The sequence below is a fragment of the Streptomyces sp. NPDC047917 genome, from assembly GCF_043204345.1.
GTDB classification, from domain to species: domain Bacteria; phylum Actinomycetota; class Actinomycetes; order Streptomycetales; family Streptomycetaceae; genus Streptomyces; species Streptomyces sanglieri.
Genome location: NZ_JBIDCA010000009.1, coordinates 309,646 through 326,548, shown reverse-complemented (window position 1 = coordinate 326,548; position 16,903 = coordinate 309,646). Strand labels below are relative to the sequence as shown.

General features: G+C 69.6%; 17 protein-coding genes and 1 tRNA gene. 12 read left to right on the top strand and 6 right to left on the bottom strand.

Annotated elements, in window-relative coordinates:
* Positions 1–397 precede the first annotated feature (397 nt).
* Positions 398–1,612 (bottom strand): CapA family protein, encoded by a 1,215-nt coding sequence (locus ACGF8B_RS23515; protein ID WP_392741730.1) that lies wholly within the window; start codon positions 1,610–1,612, stop codon positions 398–400.
* 78 nt (positions 1,613–1,690) lie between these two features.
* Here ACGF8B_RS23515 and ACGF8B_RS23510 point away from each other — a divergent pair, with 78 nt between their 5' ends.
* From ACGF8B_RS23510 to ACGF8B_RS23495, 4 genes are all read left to right on the top strand, one after another.
* The gene (locus ACGF8B_RS23510) at positions 1,691–2,620 is read left to right on the top strand and encodes a hypothetical protein (RefSeq protein WP_392741727.1); all 930 of its coding nucleotides are present in this window, start codon (positions 1,691–1,693) and stop codon (positions 2,618–2,620) included.
* A 78-nt stretch (positions 2,621–2,698) separates the two neighbouring features.
* The gene (locus ACGF8B_RS23505) at positions 2,699–3,586 is read left to right on the top strand and encodes a hypothetical protein (RefSeq protein ID WP_392741724.1); all 888 of its coding nucleotides are present in this window, start codon (positions 2,699–2,701) and stop codon (positions 3,584–3,586) included.
* 275 nt (positions 3,587–3,861) lie between these two features.
* Complete coding sequence (locus ACGF8B_RS23500; protein ID WP_392741722.1) at positions 3,862–5,277, top strand: ankyrin repeat domain-containing protein; 1,416 nt, start codon at positions 3,862–3,864, stop codon at positions 5,275–5,277.
* 40 nt (positions 5,278–5,317) lie between these two features.
* On the top strand, positions 5,318–6,184 hold the full coding sequence (locus tag ACGF8B_RS23495) for a hypothetical protein (protein ID WP_392741719.1): 867 nt from the start codon (positions 5,318–5,320) through the stop codon (positions 6,182–6,184).
* On the opposite strand, the gene ACGF8B_RS23490 is transcribed toward ACGF8B_RS23495, so the two are convergent.
* Entirely contained in the window at positions 6,157–6,534 is a 378-nt protein-coding gene (locus ACGF8B_RS23490) for a VOC family protein (RefSeq protein WP_392741716.1), read from the bottom strand. The two genes, ACGF8B_RS23495 and ACGF8B_RS23490, sit on opposite strands and share 28 nt — an antisense overlap.
* Positions 6,535–6,758: 224 nt before the next feature.
* Complete coding sequence (locus ACGF8B_RS23485; protein WP_392741714.1) at positions 6,759–8,501, bottom strand: ATP-binding protein; 1,743 nt, start codon at positions 8,499–8,501, stop codon at positions 6,759–6,761.
* Positions 8,502–8,646: 145 nt separating this feature from the next.
* On the opposite strand from ACGF8B_RS23485, the gene ACGF8B_RS23480 reads away from it, so the two are divergent.
* On the top strand, positions 8,647–8,796 hold the full coding sequence (locus tag ACGF8B_RS23480) for a hypothetical protein (protein ID WP_392741711.1): 150 nt from the start codon (positions 8,647–8,649) through the stop codon (positions 8,794–8,796).
* A 50-nt stretch (positions 8,797–8,846) separates the two neighbouring features.
* On the opposite strand, the gene ACGF8B_RS23475 is transcribed toward ACGF8B_RS23480, so the two are convergent.
* Together ACGF8B_RS23475 and ACGF8B_RS23470 are read right to left on the bottom strand one after the other, a co-directional pair.
* A complete protein-coding gene (locus tag ACGF8B_RS23475) occupies positions 8,847–9,407 on the bottom strand; it encodes a peptide deformylase (RefSeq protein ID WP_392741709.1) in 561 nt (186 codons plus the stop codon).
* On the bottom strand, positions 9,407–10,387 hold the full coding sequence (locus ACGF8B_RS23470; RefSeq protein WP_392741706.1) for a multiprotein-bridging factor 1 family protein: 981 nt from the start codon (positions 10,385–10,387) through the stop codon (positions 9,407–9,409). The genes ACGF8B_RS23475 and ACGF8B_RS23470 overlap by 1 nt, the downstream gene beginning before the upstream one ends.
* 141 nt (positions 10,388–10,528) lie before the next feature.
* Here ACGF8B_RS23470 and ACGF8B_RS23465 point away from each other — a divergent pair, with 141 nt between their 5' ends.
* From ACGF8B_RS23465 to ACGF8B_RS23440, 6 genes are all read left to right on the top strand, one after another.
* Positions 10,529–11,686: a glycosyltransferase gene (locus ACGF8B_RS23465; RefSeq protein WP_392741703.1), complete on the top strand. Its 1,158-nt coding sequence runs from the start codon at positions 10,529–10,531 to the stop codon at positions 11,684–11,686.
* The gene (locus tag ACGF8B_RS23460; protein WP_392741700.1) at positions 11,683–12,387 is read left to right on the top strand and encodes a hypothetical protein; all 705 of its coding nucleotides are present in this window, start codon (positions 11,683–11,685) and stop codon (positions 12,385–12,387) included. The genes ACGF8B_RS23465 and ACGF8B_RS23460 overlap by 4 nt, the downstream gene beginning before the upstream one ends.
* Positions 12,384–13,619 (top strand): hypothetical protein, encoded by a 1,236-nt coding sequence (locus ACGF8B_RS23455; protein WP_392741698.1) that lies wholly within the window; start codon positions 12,384–12,386, stop codon positions 13,617–13,619. The genes ACGF8B_RS23460 and ACGF8B_RS23455 overlap by 4 nt, the downstream gene beginning before the upstream one ends.
* Positions 13,613–14,488 (top strand): glycosyltransferase family 2 protein, encoded by an 876-nt coding sequence (locus ACGF8B_RS23450; RefSeq protein WP_392741695.1) that lies wholly within the window; start codon positions 13,613–13,615, stop codon positions 14,486–14,488. Before ACGF8B_RS23455 ends, ACGF8B_RS23450 begins: the two co-directional genes overlap by 7 nt.
* A 39-nt stretch (positions 14,489–14,527) precedes the next feature.
* Entirely contained in the window at positions 14,528–15,058 is a 531-nt protein-coding gene (locus ACGF8B_RS23445; RefSeq protein ID WP_392741692.1) for an AAA family ATPase, read from the top strand.
* Positions 15,059–15,353: 295 nt separating this feature from the next.
* Positions 15,354–15,458, top strand: coding sequence for an integrase (locus ACGF8B_RS23440; RefSeq protein WP_392741689.1), 105 nt, complete (start codon positions 15,354–15,356; stop codon positions 15,456–15,458).
* A gap of 99 nt (positions 15,459–15,557) precedes the next feature.
* Here the strand turns inward: ACGF8B_RS23440 and ACGF8B_RS23435 are convergent.
* Positions 15,558–15,630: transfer RNA gene (locus tag ACGF8B_RS23435), tRNA-Arg, on the bottom strand.
* Positions 15,631–16,290: 660 nt separating this feature from the next.
* Here ACGF8B_RS23435 and ACGF8B_RS23430 point away from each other — a divergent pair.
* Positions 16,291–16,866: a TlpA family protein disulfide reductase gene (locus tag ACGF8B_RS23430; RefSeq protein WP_392741686.1), complete on the top strand. Its 576-nt coding sequence runs from the start codon at positions 16,291–16,293 to the stop codon at positions 16,864–16,866.
* The last annotated feature ends 37 nt before the right edge of the window (positions 16,867–16,903 follow it).

Below are 16,903 nucleotides of genomic sequence, written 5' to 3'. Positions count from 1 at the left end.
GTGTTCCCCTTTGACTGTCTGCTCGGTTCCGGCGTGCTGAACGAGGCACAGCCGTTTGCTGGACATAAATGCTTTACGGAAGGTTGTGCGGAGAGTAGCGAGTGTGAGATTTCCGACGCTTGCGGCCGGGATGGAACCGCGGCCGTTCCGGGCAGCGCTTCGCAGGTCAGTGGCTTCGCCGGGTGGGCGGCCGGGCGGGCTGGGTGAGCCGGCCGGGCGGATCGGACCGGACGGGGCCGGGCGGGGCCGGATCCGGTCTACAGGACCTGATCCGGGCTCGTCCGGGGCTCACTCCGGACCGGCCCCGGACGCACCCCGAACCCGTCCAGGGCTCTTTCCGGGCTCACTCGGGACTCACTCGGGACCGCTCCGAACCCGCTCAGGGCTCTTTCCGGGCTCACTCGGGCAGGTCCTTCAGGGGTCTCAGCCCGTCATCGACGGCGCCCCGGTTGAGCAGGGTGCCCTGGGTCCGCTGGAAGGCCATCCGGTATCTGGCCCGTTCCGCGTCCGGCAGGTCCTCGTCGTTCTGCAACGCACCGGCCAGATCCACCAGCCGGTGGTCCTTCACCACCGCCGCGTCGGCCTCCTGCGCGCCGGCGGCGTCGGCGTCCGGTGGAATCGTCAGCAGCGTCGGTACGTACCGGGCGTCGACGTCCCAGGTGTCACCGCGCTTGTGGAACTCGAACCAGCCGATGACGCCTTCCTCGGTCAGCCCCGACGGCACGTCGTGCCGCGCCACCTGATTGCCCAGGCCGTACGCGATCCACGTGGAGCCGATCTTCTCCATCGGCTGCACCACATGGGCGTGATGGCCGATCACCAGGTTGATGCCGGTCTCCCGGGCCAGCTTGCGGGCCAGCTTCAGCTGCCCGTTGCTCGGGTCCGGATGGTGCTCGCGCCCCCAGTGGATGCTGAGGATCACCACCTCGGCACCGGCCTTGCGGGCGGCCTTCTCGGCGGCGGCGATCCGCTTGAAGTCGGTCTGGTTGGTCAGCCACGGCTTGTCGGCCGGGACCTCGCGCCCGTTGAAGCCGAAGGCGTAGGACAGCTGGGCGACCTTCACGCCCTTCACGTCCATGATCAGCGGCTTGGCGGCCTCGGCACTGTCGCGCGCCGACCCGGTGTGCTTGAGCCCGGCCTCGTCGAGCGCGTCGAGAGTGCGCCGTACGCCGGAGGCACCGTGGTCGAGAGTGTGGTTCGAGGCCGTCGAGCAGGTGTCGTAGCCGACGTCCTTGAGCGCCGTGGTGATCTGCGGCGGCACGGTGAAGTCGGGGAAGCCCTCGAACGGGCCGTTGGGCTTGCCGGCGACCGGCTCGAAATGGCAGATCGCCAGGTCGGCCTTGCTGATCACGGGTTTGACCCCGGCCATCAGCGGACGGAAGTCGATCTTCTCGCCGGCGCCCTTGGCACCCTTGGCGTCCTTGCGGCCCTGCTCGGTCAGCTGGGGGTGGATCAGAACGTCGCCGGCTGCGGCGACGGTGAAGGAAGGTCCCTCCTTCGCGTCCGCGGAGTCGCTGTCACCGCCCGGAACCGAACAGCCGGCGAGGGCTGCGAGGAGGAGCACGGGCGCGGTGGCACGAGCGACGGAGGCGGAAGGCGAGTAGCGGGACACCCCTAATATTTTTATATGTCTATGGTGCGGAATCCGACAACGAAGGTAACGATCAAGCGAACACTGATCGGTATTGCCGTGACGGTCGTCACCCTGGGGGCGCTTGTGGCCCTTTTCGTACCATTCGGTGGCCGGGGGGCGGATGCCGCGAACGGGGACGGCCGCCGGGGGAGCTCCACGGCCGGCGACCCTGATCGTGACCGCGACCGCGTCGATCTCGCGCGCCGCGTCACGGACTTCACCAGGGACACGGTGGCCCGGAGTGACTATGTGCCGCCGCTGCGTGCCCAGCGCCGTACCGCCGCCGAGGCCGTCGGCCTCTTCCTCGACGGCCGGCGGGCCGAGGCGGGCCGCCGCCTCGACGACATCGACTTCGGCATCAGGACGTACACCGACACGGCGACCGGCCGCAGGTTCGCGGAGATCGCCGACCGGGCGGCGGAGGGCCGCCGGGGCTGGGGCCGGGTCTACATCGACCTGAGCGCCACGTCCCGCTGGTCGGTGCAGGTCCCGCACCCGGTCGCCGATTCGGGCAGCGAACAACTCGGCATCGGAGTACTGCGGGCCCGGCGGGGCGGCGTACTGGTCATGGCAGGCGCCCATCGCAACGCCGACAAGAAGGGCCGCGCCGACGTGGCCCACCGCAGGGACACCGTGTTCGACGCCGTCTGCGACGAACTGGCCGCACGCCGTTTCCCCGGTCTCCAGGTCCACGGCTTCGCCGACAGCACCGAACCGGACTACGACGTGATCGCCTCCCTGGGCTCGGCGGACAAGGGCCTCCCCACCGCCCGCCGCGCCGCGACGGCACTGCGCCACGAGGGCTTCGCCGTCTGCCGCGCCTGGGCCCGCCGCTGCGCACTGGAGGGCCGCGGCAACGTACAGGGCCGGGAGGCGGAGGACCAGGGCGTGCCGTTCCTGCACATGGAGTTCAGCCGCACCGTCCGCGACGACGCGGCCCGGGTGCGCCGGGCGGCGGCGGCGATGGCGGCGTCCCTGCCTTCCTGAACGGCGGCGCCGGTTCGGCCCGGAGCGGGTGGGAACGGTTCGGCGGGTGCCGAAGAGTCACCGATCTAGCGTCACCCCATGACGGAAACGAAGCACGCCCCCGCCACTTCCGAAGCCCCCGACGGCCTCGGCATCCCCGACAGCCTCGGCATCCCTGACAGAGTCGGCATCCCCGACAGCGTCGGCATCCCTGACAGGCCCTACAGCCCCGATGGTGGTTCCGATGTCGGCTCCGCCGGTTGCCTCGCCGGTGGTCCCAGCGGCGGTTCCGGCAGTGGTTCCAGCGGCGGTTCCGACATCGGCCCCGGCGGCGGTTCCGACATCGGCCCCGGCAGCGGTTCGGACGTCGGCCTCGGCGGCGGTTCGGACGTCGGCCTCGGCGGCGGTTCCGGCGGCGGTTCGGACGTCGGCCCCGGTAACGGTTCGGACGTCGGCCCCGGCGGCGGCCCCGACAGCGGTTCCGACGATGGCTCCGCCGAGACCCTGACGACGGACGAGCGCGACCCCGCGCAGCTCCTGACGACCATGGTCGACCGCGTCCTTGCCCTGGCCGCGACCTGGACCTCCTGGGACGGCCGTCCCGTCCCCGCCGGTGACCGGCTCTACACCCCGCACAAGGCGATCCGCCGCGTCGCCGACCACATGGTCGACCACCTCGCCGAGATGGAGGCCCGGCTGGCCGGCGAGCAGACGCAGCCCGATCACTGGCACGCCTCGGCGACCACCACCGCGGCCGACCTCGCCCCCTTCACCGGAGCCGACCTCGACGAAGCACGCAGTCGGCTCACCCGACTGGCCAGGATCTGGGCGAACCGCCTGGACACCCTGACCCCCGACGAGCTCGACCGCTCGGCCGGAACGGGCTGGACCTTTCGCCAACTCGCCTTTCATGTAGCCGAGTCGGACTACTACGCGGAGTCCGTAGGAGACCTGACGGACCCTCTGCACCTCTTCGGCTCCGCGTGATCCGGGAGCCTCGTTCCTGGTTGCCACGGGGTATCGGCCCTGTGCCCTGGCTTCCCGCCGCGCCCCCGCCCTCGTCCTCGCGGGCTTCGCGGCCTCCGGCTCCTGGGCCCTCGCGTTCACCGCCGGGGCGGGCTGCGGCCTCTGCCGGCTGACTGCCGTGACGGCCCGGCCGCTCACCGGTACGGTGACGGCCGAGCACCCGGGACGGACACAGGACGACGGCGACCACCCGGGCTGACGCCCGATCAAGGAACAACGGGGACGAGCACAACAGTATGGGCGCGAGCACCGATGCCAACGGGGACGCGAACGGGGACGGGAGCGCGAACGCCAACGGGAGCGCGAACGGGGACGCGAACGCCAACGGGGGCGCGAACGCCAACGCCAACGGGGACGCGGGTGCCAACGCGAACGCGGGTGCGGGCGCTGCGTCTACAGACCCCGCCACCCCGACGCCGGCATCCGAAATGCTCTCCGCCGTACGGGCCGGCGACGCCCGTTCGGTGGAAGCCCTGCTCTCGGCAGGCGCCGACCCCGACGCGTGTGACGGGAACGGAACTCCCCTGCTGTGCCTGGCGATAGAGGCGTACGCCGACGAAGTCGTCCGCCTGCTCGTCACACACGGCGCCGACCCCGACCGGTGCGGACCGGACGGCGTGCGACCACTGCGCAAGGCCGTCGACTCGGGCTCGCCCGCCGTGGTCGGTGCCACTCTGCACGACACCGCCGAGTGGCACCGCCACCGCGAGACCGAACTGCTGGAGGCGCGGAGCCTCGCCCGGCACTGGTACGAGACGGGCGTCGAGGCGGAACTGCGGCGCCGTACGGGCGCACAGGGCGCGGTCGCCCGTACTCACGTCCAGGACGACGAGTACACCGACGTCGACGAGTTCACCCTCGGCGGTGCGACCGTACGCGACGGGCCCGCGGCGATCCTGACGGAGCTGGAGAAGGCACTCGGTCTCCGAACTCCCTTCGAGGAGCTGCTGGACCGGGCGTTGACCCACCCCGACCAGCAGCACACCACCTGGGCGGCCTCCACCTTCCTCCTGTCCCACCGCCGCGACCGGGAGACCTGGGACGCGGCGGCGGCCCTCAGCGCCGACCCGGACCCGGTGCACCGGCTGTTCGGCGCCGAAGTGCTGCGGCTGACCCACCTGTTCGACGAGAGCGAGGAGGACGGGTTCGCGGCTCCCACGCTGGAACTGTTCCTGAACCGGTCGGCCCGGGAACAGGACGGTACGGTGCTCACCGAGCTGCTGACCGGCCTCGCCGAGCACGCCGACCCGCGCGGCGACGAGCGCCTGCTGTCCCATGCCGGTCATCCCGATCCCCGCGTGCGACACGCGGTGGCCTCCGGTTTCGACAGGTGGACCCCGGCCTTCTCCGCCACGGTCCGCAAGGCATTGGTGGACCTGATGGCGGACCCGGACGCGGAGGTCCGGCAGGGCGCCTGTCGCACGGTCGCCGACAGCAGGGACCGCGCCCCCGAACTGGCCGAGGCGATGGCCGCGCTGCTGGACGACGCGAGCCGCGCGGTCCGGGTCAGCGCCGTTCAGGGCCTCGCCCGCCACGACGACGAACGGTGCGTGGAAGGAGCCCGCCGCCTGCCTCCCGCACCGCCCGGGACCTCGTACGAGTACGAACTCGACGAGGTGTGGCGGTACGAACGCCGCCGCGACGGCCGCTGAAACCGGATCGGACTTCCGTGCACGCCCTAGGCTTGCCCGCGTGATCGAAAACGGAGATGGGCTCGCCTGGCTCGACCGGGGCCTGTACGGCTGCTACCTCACCTTCGCGGAGGGCATACCGGCCGAGGAACTGGCAGTGCGACTGGGCGCTCCGCCGGATTCTCCGGTACTGGACGCGGAAACCGTCGCGGCGATCGAGCGGGCCGCGCCACCGTGGGAACGGTCCGTCCCCGACATCGGCCGCATCGGGGACGCGGGCAACGGCTGGTCGTTCGTACTGCTGCCCTGCACCGCGTACTGGGAACACGGCCGCACCGGCCCCGGGAGCCCGTACGGCCACCACCCCTCGCACGGCATCCGCACCGTGAGCGCCGTCCACACCGGCATGGACCCGGCCCAGCTCGATGTCATGCACGACGGGCAGCACCTCTGGGGCTACTCCGACAGCGGATTCAACGGCTCCCGCCCCGACCTCCTGAACACCGCCCTGGCCGCCCTGGGACGGAACGCGGACGCGGACGAGGACGGCGAAGTCCCCCCGGACACCCTTTCGTACGAGCTCCTGTACACAGCCCTGGGCAACTTCTTCGGCCTCAACGGCCTGCCCCGCGCCGCCATCGAGAACGACACCCTGCCCGGCATGTTCTGCGAACCCCGTGAACTGCCCCGCCACGAGTACGCCGACGCCCCCGCCGGCCCGTACGGACCCTGCGAGCAGTGCGGCGGACCGATGACCCTGAGCCATGTGGCGAAGGAGGTGGGGAGCTACGTCCTCTACTGCGACCGGTGCCAGGCCCTCGGCGGGTACCGCGTCGAAAGCCTGACACGCACTGAGGAACGCACCGTCCCCAACCCCAAGTGGGCAGACGTCGATCCCGGTCAGTCGCGAACGAGACAGAAGGGGTGACCTGCCGGGTCCGCGTAGATCCGCCAACCACGCGTGCCCTCACCGGCATCGAGCAGCGAGGCTCCGAACCCGAGCACCTCTTCCTGGGCCAGATCGAGATCCGTGACACCCAGATCGAGATGGAACTGCTGCGGGTGAGCGGCATCCGGCCACTGCGGCGGCCGGTGGTCCTCCACCCGCTGGAACGCGAGCACGAACCCCGAGTCGGTATGGAGGGTCGACCAGCTGTCATCGAGCGACCACCGAGGGTCCGGCCGATCCACCGCGCCACCGAGAAGCGCCAGATAGAACCGGGAAAGCTCACGCACATCGGAACAGTCCAACACCACGCACTGCACCTTGGCGATCATGAGCAGCAGCGTAGACCGCCTGCGACACCCGCTTTAGGAGTTTTCCCTGATCAAGGCCGTGACCTGCATGAACGTCGGTCGAGGTATGTCTGGCCCGGGAAATCCCTCCTCCGTAGTTCTCACATGTTCGCGGTGATTCCCGGCCTCATGTGTGCTGAATCCGTTCCACTCGATCCCCTCCGCCTGCGCGGGCTACGTGAGCAGGGCACCGATCAGGCGCCCCCTCAACATGGCACGGCCACCGCCAAGAGATTGCCGTCCCCAAGGTGCAGCCATCCCCGGCCAGGAGCGATTGGCCTGCCGACAACGGAGTCTCCCGTCTTGATGCCGATCCGATCACCGGCGTGCCGCTCTTGAGGAGACAGAAGGAGGCCGCGGTGGGCCTTCTTCGCCTTGTCCAACCAGGGATAGTGCGGCCGGAGCTTGCCTTCGTCGCCGGCCAGGACCAGCGCCGTGCCCTCGTCGAAGCCGTGCTCCAGCAGGTTCCGCAGCACACGCCGGGCATCGCACTCGCCCAAGACCTCCGCGTCGTCCATCAAGGCAACGATCGGCTCCTGAGGGGACGCGCCCGACAACGCCTCCTCGAACTCGTCGTGCCCGATGTTTTCCTGATCGAAGCAGGCCACCACGCCGTCTCGGTCAGCCAACTCCCGTAGAGGCGAAGGCCTGGGCGCGGCCAACACGACTTGGGTGCCCGATGCGAGCAGAGAGCGCGCCATGGTCACCAGTGCCGTGGAGCGACCTGCCCCAGGGGGCCCGGCCACGGCGAACGCGGGTACTGTACCGGAGGCGAGATCAGGGCCATACGTGGTCAGATCCTCGCCTCCGGCGCCTCCGACTCCTGCGAGTGCCCACATCCTCGTTGCCGCCGGGTCACGCATCGACCACGCCTCGTCGAAGCTGATACTGGGCGGCAACACGTCCGAGCGCTTCTGTGCCTCCAAGGCAGCACGGGCCGCGTCCCAGAGGCCGAGCAACAGGACGTGATCCTCCATTTGGAGCCCTGCCATGTGAGAGAACGCGACGAGCGCATCGCGCTCAGGCAGTTCATCGTGGGTGTACCAGCGGATCCACGCATCCGACGAGACGCCTGTCTGGTTCTCCATGTCGGTGAAGGACCACTTGCGTTTCAATCTGTGTTCGTCGAGGCGCCTGTGCAGTGTGACCAGCTCCAGTCGTGCTGGAGAGATGGGCACCTCGAACTCTCGGCTCCTCACGCCGTAGAACGTCGCATTCGCCGGCCGTCGCTCCTCCGCGGCATCGGCCATTCTGGAGAAGCCATCGCTGCGGCGGACCACACCAAGAAACACCCTTAACGCGTCCTTGTCGTACCAAAGGGCCTGGGCTGCGTTGAGAATCAGCCCTTTCAGGGACTCCTCCGCGTAGTTGAACTGTGCAGTGGCTCGTTCACGGCTGGATGGCGTCTCTCTGCCAGTCGGTGGGTCTTCCGCTGCTTGCCCGCCCGAGTCCTTCGTGTCCTGCTTCGGCGAGTCCTCGGAAGGGGCAGCAGTGTCGTCCACGTCGTCATCGTCGGCAGATGCGCTATCCGCTGGAGGCTGTACTGACGCTTGGGTGACTGTTTCCCTGACGACTTGCTTCCACATGCCCTTGAAACGGCTGACCTCACCGTCTACATCGTCGTGTCCACCGACCTCGGCCAGCACGTGAACGATGACCTCAAGGCGGCCCCACGGTGGGCGATCTGGCTTCTGGAAGGTGTCCAGCACTGCCTGGTGATTCACGATCCAGTAGTCCTGCGCATCCTTCCCGACGCGGTCGCGAATGGTCCGCGCTGATGGGAGCCCTGCGTCAAGCCGCAGATCGTGGAGCTCGTCGTTCAGCTTCTTCAGGTCAGGCTGGTCAGCCAACTCGGGCCTCTTCCACGGCTGAGCGACCACCGTCTCTGCCCCCTTCTGATGATTCTGCGTCAGTTCGTGTAGGTCATGCGGGTCGGCGCCTGCACTCACGAGCGTCAGGATCTGTCACACGCTGTCATTGAGCGGCTGTTCTTGGCCGATGCTGTCAGCGATCGTCTTGAGCCGTCAGGGCAGTCCGTGAGGCGCCCACGCTGGTTGCACAACCCAGTCGGTGCCACATGGAAGGTAGATCCTCATGGAACAGATCAGCGTGCGCCTCGTAGTCCTCCTGTTGGTCGGAGTCCTTGTCTTCGCTCTGACCCTGAATACGCCCGAAGCCGGGGCGGCCTTGGTGGGAGCCACGGCGGTGGTGGCGCTTCTCGCCCAACTCATGAGCCGCGAGTGACTCTGCTGTGGCAGCACCATCGGTGGGCGCCGAGGTCGCTGATTTCGGGCCTACTCGTATGCCCAAGCCCGTCCGGTCTGCCGGTACTCCTCCACGGGGATCGGCTCCACTCCGGTGCGCATGCGGGTGGTGTAGAGGAAGCCGTCGAGGTGGTCGATCTCGTGGTGGATGAGGCGGGCGAGGCCGCGTTCGTACACGGTGGTCACGGTCTCGCCGGTCAGGGCGGTGGTCTCGACGGTGATTTTCAGTGGGCGGGAGACGAGGCCGCGGACGTCGAAGAAGCTCAAGCAGCCCTCGTACTGCTCATCTACCTCGTCGGAGCGGGCGGTGATCACCGGGTTGAGCAGGATGATGGCGGGGGCGTCACTGGGCGGGTGGACGACGGCGGCGGCGCGTGCGATGCCGACCTGCGGGGCTGCGATGCCCATGCCCTTGGCGAAGGGGTGGACCTGGCCGATTCGCTCCATGGCGGCGAACAGCTCGTCCACGATGCGTTCGGCCTCGTCGCGCTCGGCGGGCAGATTGAAGGCCCGGGCCGGTTCGGCGAGGATGCCGGCGCCGTGCTGGACGACTCCGAGATCTCGCATCTGCTGGCTGGGCCGCACGTCCATCAACTGAACTCCCCTTGATCCGTGTCCGTTTCGTGTTCGGGTCGCGCCCGGAACCGCCACTCCAGACGGTACCGAGCGTGCAGGGCAGGTGTGGTCGTGATCCACGTGAATTGCCGTAGTTCACCGTGGTCGCTGCGGACGGGAGGGGTTCGTAGCGGGGAGGCTTCGGCGGTCATCGAGGTCTCTGTGCCCCAGACCACGGGGTCGAGGGCGGCGGGGAAGGCGAGCTGGACTTCGAGTTGTTCGGTGGGCAGGCGTACGGCTCGCTGGAACCAGTTGCCCCATTTGTCGTCGCCGACGTTGTAGGCGTACTCGATCCACACGGACTCGCCGGGGTAGAGCGGGAAGCGGCCGTGCTCGTTGTCGAACAGCAGCCAGATTTCCTTGAAGGCGTCGCGGTCGTGTTTGGCCTGCCAGCGCATCGTCTCGCCGCGGCAGGTGGCGGTGAGGTCGAGTTCGTCCCAGGTCAGCGGGTGGGCTCGGTAGTGCGCGTTGGACTGCTCAGGGTCTCCGGGGTAGCGGTCCACGGAGATGCGGATCAGGTAGCGGGTCACCGGCTCCTCGCCGGTGTTCCGCAACCGTCGGCGCATGGTCAGCCGGTACGAGCTGCCGTCGTACTGAAGCCGTGCCGCGTCGTGTTCGACGACGAGGGCTGATCCGGTCGCATACGGCTGTTCTGGCCTGCGCTGGGCGGGTGGCGCCGCCGCCGGCCGCCGGGTACGGGCCTTTGCCTGCTCGTAGTCGCACCAGCGTCTCCAGATCGCCTTCCCGGCGTTCAGCGACTCGTCGGCGAGACGCGAGAACTCCTCGCTGGGCTTATGGCGGCCCGACTCCACGTGACTGACGTAGGACGGGTCGAAGCCCATGGCCAGCGCTAACGCCCTCTTGGACATGCCGCGTACTTCCCGCCAGCGCGCCACCTCGGCCGCGTAGTCCTCGGCCGCCTGCTCGGCGGAGGTCTCCTCGCCTTGCGCTTCCATCGAAGCCCCGCGCCATCGTTGGTGAGCATGAATGAACCGTGAGTGATCCAAGTTCACCATCCCGTCACGGCCTGCGTCGCCGTTTTCCTTCCCTTACTGGCCCGGACCGATCCTCCGGGCGAATGAGGGAGGCGAAGCAACATGCGCGTGCTGTACCTGCTGAACATCTCGAACCCCGACCGGCTTTCGGCCGACTCGGGGTGGATCTTCGCGGACCTGCTTGCCCCGGCTCTGGCGGATGCCGGAGCGGAGGTGACGGTCGCGGCCCCGGCTCCGGCCGGGGATGCCCGCTGCGGATTCCACCAGACGAAGGTGCCGGGGACGAAGTACCGGGCCCGCTTCTCCGCGGACATCGACGAGCTGGTGGCACTGATCCGGGCGGAGAAGCCCGACGTGGTCGTGGCCAACCAGATCGAGGAGACCCCGGCTATCCGCACGGCCCTGCTGGAGGCCGGATCCAACGCCCTACTGGCCGGCTACTGCCACTACCTGCCGTTCTCCTTCACGGGCGGCGGCCAGCTCCAGCTCGACCCGTCCCTGAACGACGCGGGGCTCGGGCGGCCGGTGCTGCTGGCGTTCGCCGCCGGACTGGCCGCCTGTGACCGGGTGCTGGTCCACTCCTCCACGGCCGCGTCCTGGGTGTCGGCGGCAGCCGCCCGGATGGCCGTGGACCTCGGCGAGAGGCTGCGAGTGGTGCCCGCCCCGCGTGACGAGCGTCTGGTACGCGACCCCGCCACCACGCAGCCCGCCTCCGGCGCCGGGGCGATCGGCGTCTACAACCACCGGCTCTACGCGCACTACGGCACCGGGCAGTTCGTGGACCTGGCCCGCGACCTGGTCGCGTCCGGCACCGTCAGGCTGCGGGTCATGGACCTGTTCGGCCAGCGCCGGGCGGAGCGCAAGGGCCTGGACGACAGCCCCGAGAAGATGCGTGACCAGCTTTCCGCCCTGCCGCACGTGCAGGTCGTCTCCGACCAGGGAGACCGCGTCCGCTACAAGGACCTGCTGGCCGACGCGCGCTTCGGCATCGCCCCGTTCCGGCCCGGCTGCCCTTGGTCAATGAGCGTGATCGACTGCCAGGGCATGGGCCTTCCGGTCATCTCGCCCCGCCTTGGCTGGCTCGCCGAGCACATCGACCCCGAGCTGTGCTTCACCACCCCGGCCGAGGCCGTCGCCTTGGCCGAACGGCTGGCCACGGACACCGAATTCCATGCCCTGCACGCCAAGCGGGCCCACGCCTCCACCGCCGACCTCGCCCCCGCCCTGATCGCGGCCCGCTACCTGGAGGCCGTCTCGTGAACGGCTTCGACGCGGTTCTCCTCTCGTACGACGAGCCGATGGCCACCTCTCTGCACTCCCGGCTCCAGCGCACGCTCGGCGGCACGGTCAAGCGCCTGCACGGCGTACACGGGATGCGCCGGGCCTATCGTCTGTGTGCCGAGGTCGTCGACCACGAGCAGTTCTTCCTCGCCGACGGGGACTTCGCCATCGACGCCGGCTTCGACCCCGCCACGGTGGACCCGCTGGACGAGGGCGTGTCGATGCGGGTCTGGCGGGCGGTCAACCCGGTCAACGGTCTGACCTACGGCTACGGCGGGCTGAAACTCGTCCGCCGCAGTGCCCTGCGAGAGATGGGCGAGGCCGTGGACGTGCTGGCCGCCCTGCCCGGACGGATCGAGTTCGCCCAGGAGACCGCGGGGATCACGAGGTTCAACCAGAGCCCCTTCCACGCGTGGAAGGCCGGTTTTCGTGAGTGCGCGATGCTCGCCCGCGGCAGCGAGTACGGCATGGCCGACGGCGACGCCCACCAACGGGTGGAGGCATGGACCAAGAGCCGCAACGGCGAGTTCGCCCCGTACGCCGCTGCCGGGGCCCGCGAAGGGGTTGCCTTCGCCAGGGAGTTGGCCCGCGCCCCCGGAAAGTTCGACCACCTCAACGACCCCACGTGGCTGCGGGCGAGGTTCACCGCCGCCCACGGGGACCAGGCGGTGGCTGGGTGACCGGCCCCCTGGTGCTGATCGAGCCGTACGCCGACCGCCTGGGCGGGCACCACCAGCGCACACTGGTGGCCCTCGCCCAGGCCCGGCCCGGCAGCCTGGTGATCGCCCCGCACGGGATCCTCCACGAGGCGGTGGCGGCCCTGCGCGAGGCCGGGGCCCAGCTGGTGACCGCACCGGCCGGGAACCCGGCGGCCGTACTGCTGGCCGCCTCCCGCCTCGCGGCCGGGCTCTCCAGGGCTGGGCTGCGGGTCTTCCGCTCGCGCCGCTGGCCGCACTTCCTGCGGCGGCTGCCGCACCAAATCACCCTCGTCGCCCGGTGCCTTGCGGAGGCGTCGGCCATGAGGACCGCCCGCCAGCTGGAGCCCGGCGCCGAGGCGGTGGTGATCCTGAGCGCGAGCGAGGCCCTGCACGGTGCCGTCGCTCTCCTCGGAGGGCTGCCACACCTGCGGTTCGTCCACGAACAAGTCACTACCGAGGATGCCGCCGTGCGGTTCCTCGGCCGGCTCGCCCGCCGGGGCGAGAGGCACGTTCTGGCGGTGTGCCCGACCCAGGCCGTAGTCGATCAGTTCACGGCAGCCTTCCCGGACCTGCCTGCGGTGGTGCGGGCCTTCGCGGTCGACGACGGCCGCTGCCTCACCGACGCCGAACGCGACGGCGGCCGTACCGCCTTCGACATCCCCACCAGCGAAGCCGCGGTGTGCCTGGTCGGCGGCTGGTGGCCCTACAAGGACATCGGAGGCATCGACGTCGCCCTGACCCTGCTGAAGGAGCCGCTGCACCTGGTGGTCACCGGCATCCCGCTCGACGAAGCCATGCTCGCCCGATGGTGTGACCTGCCGAACGTCCGCCTCCACACGGTGCCCGGACCGGTCAGCGAATCGGTGCTGCGGCTGGTCTACGCCGCCGCCGACGCCGCCCTGGTCACCCGCCGCCCCGGCGTCGGCAAGGAGTCCGGGCTCGTGATGGACGCCGCCCGCCTCGGCGTTCCCCTGGTCGTCTCCGACCACGACCCCGGTCTCACCGCCCGCCTGAGCGGCCGGCCCTGGGCCTTGACCTTTGCCGCCAGCGCCCCGGACGCCCTCGCCGAGGCCCTGCACAGCGTCATCCGTCAGCCGCCTGAGCGGCCCGGCCCCGAGGCGCCCCACCTGTTGGGGATGTGGTCGGCGGCCGGGCAGGCCGACTTCCTCGCCCGCACCTTCGCCTCGCTGCGTACGAAGGAGCCCCGATGCTGAGCACCCCTCCCGCGCTGATCGCCGTCGTCGGCCCGGTCGAACCCCCGCTGCTGGCCGCCTGGGTCCGCCACTACCGGTGGCTGGGCGTAGAGCGGTTCCTGATCGCCTTCCACTTCCCCGAGCACGTGCCCGACCAGCAGCGGCACGGACTACAGGCCGCCAGCCGCGAACTGGGCATCATCCCCACCGGCACGAGCGTCGGCCCGTGGCACGAGCACACCAACACCCAGCTCAGAGAAGCCCTGCGCCATCGGGCTGGCCCGGGCTGGCACCTGCTCGCCGACGCCGACGAGTTCCAGCAGTACCCCGCCCCGCTGAGTGGGGTGATCGCTCAGGCCGAGAAGTCCGGACGCCGCGTGGTGGGCGGCCTGATGCTCGACCGGATCGCCGTGAGCGGGCGCCTGACCGGCTGGAGGCCCGAAGGCGGACTGGATCTCGCCTATCCCCTCGGCGGGCACCTCACCCACCGGCTCCTGCACGGAGACCCCCGCAAGATCGTTCTCGCCCGCCACGATGTCACCGTGGCGGGCGGCAACCACAGGGCCCCCGGACAGCGTCCGGATGCCGACCGTATCTGCGCGGTTCACCACTTCAAGTGGCGCCCGGGTGTCCTGGACGACCTCCGCCGCCGGGTCCAGCACTTCTCGACCGGCACATGGCAGGAACAGACTCCGGCCGTGCGCGACGAGGCCAGCCGCCTCCTGTCGCACGTCGGCCAGCACGGCGGCGTGATCAACACCAGCGATCCGCGGTTCGCCTTCCGCCGGGTGAGCCTGGACCGCATGCCGTTCAGCTGGTCCAGCGAGGCCCGCAGCATCGTCACGGCTTGGCGACCGCACGCGCACACCGGCCAGGACCGGAGAGAATGAACGCGCCCACGGACAGCTCGTCGCGGAAGGGATGGCCACGTGCCGCTCGCCGTTCTCCTGGCCGGTATCACCGGCTCCGGGAAGACAACCGTCGCCCAGGCCCTGGCTGACCACGGCTACACGCGGCTGTCCGTGGACGAGGAGGTGCACCGCCTCCACGGCCGATACGGCGTGGACTACCCCGAGGACACCTACTTCGAGCGCGAACGGCCCGTGGTCGAGGCGATCCGGCAGCGGTTCGTCAGGGAGCTGGAGGCCGGCAACGACGTCGTCCTGGACCACGGGCTGTGGCGGCGCGCCGAGCGCGACGCCTGGCAGCAGGCCGCCCGTGAAGCGGGCGGCCACCCGGTCGTGGTCCACCTCCCTGCTGGCCGAGAAGAGCTGATTGGACGCCTAGCCGAGCGCAACCGGCGCAAGGACGCCAACGCCCTCACTGTCACCCCCGAAGCCCTCGATGACTTCTTCGCCCGATTCGACCCCCCGGCCGACGACGAAGAAGTCATCGTCTACATCGGAGACCTGGACGCGCTCGTGGCGGCGCTGTCAGCGGTCAGGCACAGGCAGGACTGAAACAGACTCCCACTGACTGCTCGGTGTCACCGACCACGGCGTGGTCCAGCCGCATCGGCAGCAAGCTGTTCGATCTCCCCCGGCACCTTTCGCTCGTCGACGACGAAGAGCCGGCCGCGACGGTCACGTCTTCCTCGGCCCCAGGGCGGACAGCTGCGGCGCAGCAACTTTCGCGACGACTGGACCAAGGCGCGTGACACGGTGGGCATCGCTGCCGATGTCCACTTTCACGATCTTCGACACGCGGGGAACAACTTGGTCGCTGCTACGGCGAGCACGTGAGCTGATGACGCGCATGAGGCACAGCACCGCCCGCGCCGCGCTGATCTATCAGCACGTGATCGCCGATCGGGACCGCGCAATCGCCGACCGGTTGGGGGTGTTGATCCACAAGCAGTAGGGGGACGCCGGGGCGCAGTGGCACATGCATGGCACGGACGTGATCATGCAAAAGGGCCAGTTCGAGAGGATCAAGCCTCTGAACTGGCCCTTAGTGCTGTGCCCCCGGCAGGATTCGAACCTGCGACACCCGCTTTAGGAGAGCGGTGCTCTATCCCCTGAGCTACGAAGGCGGAGCCTGTCGGAAGCCGGTCCGGAAACCCTGTCGGGGATGCCGCGCCCGGTGAGACAAGCGTCCTGGTCGGACCGCTACTGGCTGACTGACCGCTGACAGCCTAGCGGATCAGGCCTGCGGGGGTCGCCCTGCATTGCCGCCTTCGTGGGCTGTGCTCGGTTGTGTGCCGCGTGGGTGCGCGCGTGGCCTGGGTCTCGGTGCTGTACCGGGCCCGCGCCAGGGGCCGTGCATGGGCCCTGGCGCCTGGTCCTTTACCTGTCCTCGTCCCAGCCCCGTGCCTGGCCTCCCGGCTGTTCCCGCAGCTGGCCGCGTCCAGGCCAAGGCCCCGGTCCCGGTCCCGCCCCGGGGTGCATCACGGGCGTGCCCCGCCCCCCGCTGCCCCGGCTGTGCGTTCGTCGGTTTGGGTGGGGTTGTAAGGGGGCTGTTCGTGAGGGGAGTTGGGGGTGGGCGTACCGTTCTGACTGACCAGCAAGAACCGTTGTGCAGCAGGCACGGGGGTATTTCCGCATGTCTTGTACGCACCGCAGATCTCGGGTCTTCCCCGGAGTGGCTGGTGTCGCCGTGTGGGCGGGCGGGGTGTGGTGGTGTGTCGGGGGACGGGGACTTCCGGGCCGGGTGCCGCACGGCGGGTGACCGTCGATTCGTCGAAGGACCCCCCATGAAACGCCCCTATGTTCCCTTCCTGGCCGCCCTTGCCTTTGCCGTCGTTCTCGTCGGAGTGATCGCGTTCAGCGGCAGCAGTCCGGGTACCCCCTCGGGATACCACCGCAACAAGGACGGCACGCTGACGATAGAGAACGCGCACCGCCCGGTCTCGCCGGCCTTCATGGGGGCCGATATCGACGGGAGGCCGGTCCAGCTCTCCGACTTCGCCGGGAAGACGGTCGTGGTCAACGCGTGGTCCTCCCGGTGCGATTCCTGCCGCAAGGAGATTCCGGTTCTGGTGCGGTACCACCGGAAGATGGAGAAGCAGGGTGTCGTTGTGCTGGGGATCAACCGGGACCGGTACGCCGACGAGGCGCGGGACTTCGTGAGTGAGTTCGACATGCCCTATCCCAGCGTTCTCGATCCGGGCGGCAAGCAGTTCTTCGCGCTACCCAAGGGGTTGCTGAGCACTCAGGGGCTGCCCGTCACCCTTGTCATCGATGTGCGCGGGCGGATCGCCGCGACGGCGTCCGAGGTCGTCAGCGAAGGCCGGCTGGAGGGGCTCGTCGCCGCCGCTCGGGCGTCTTGACGCGGGGCGGGGGCGGGCATAGCGTCGCGAATGTACT

What these genes read in the sequence shown, in the direction of transcription:
- ACGF8B_RS23470 (WP_392741706.1), bottom strand. Translation starts at nt 10,387, where the DNA reads ATGGAAGCGCAAGGCGAGGAGACCTCCGCCGAGCAGGCGGCCGAGGAC.
- ACGF8B_RS23430 (WP_392741686.1), top strand. Translation starts at nt 16,291, where the DNA reads ATGAAACGCCCCTATGTTCCCTTCCTGGCCGCCCTTGCCTTTGCCGTC.
- ACGF8B_RS23490 (WP_392741716.1), bottom strand. Translation starts at nt 6,534, where the DNA reads ATGATCGCCAAGGTGCAGTGCGTGGTGTTGGACTGTTCCGATGTGCGT.
- ACGF8B_RS23450 (WP_392741695.1), top strand. Translation starts at nt 13,613, where the DNA reads ATGCTGAGCACCCCTCCCGCGCTGATCGCCGTCGTCGGCCCGGTCGAA.
- ACGF8B_RS23440 (WP_392741689.1), top strand. Translation starts at nt 15,354, where the DNA reads ATGAGGCACAGCACCGCCCGCGCCGCGCTGATCTATCAGCACGTGATC.
- ACGF8B_RS23505 (WP_392741724.1), top strand. Translation starts at nt 2,699, where the DNA reads ATGACGGAAACGAAGCACGCCCCCGCCACTTCCGAAGCCCCCGACGGC.
- ACGF8B_RS23500 (WP_392741722.1), top strand. Translation starts at nt 3,862, where the DNA reads ATGGGCGCGAGCACCGATGCCAACGGGGACGCGAACGGGGACGGGAGC.
- ACGF8B_RS23475 (WP_392741709.1), bottom strand. Translation starts at nt 9,407, where the DNA reads ATGGACGTGCGGCCCAGCCAGCAGATGCGAGATCTCGGAGTCGTCCAG.
- ACGF8B_RS23465 (WP_392741703.1), top strand. Translation starts at nt 10,529, where the DNA reads ATGCGCGTGCTGTACCTGCTGAACATCTCGAACCCCGACCGGCTTTCG.
- ACGF8B_RS23480 (WP_392741711.1), top strand. Translation starts at nt 8,647, where the DNA reads ATGGAACAGATCAGCGTGCGCCTCGTAGTCCTCCTGTTGGTCGGAGTC.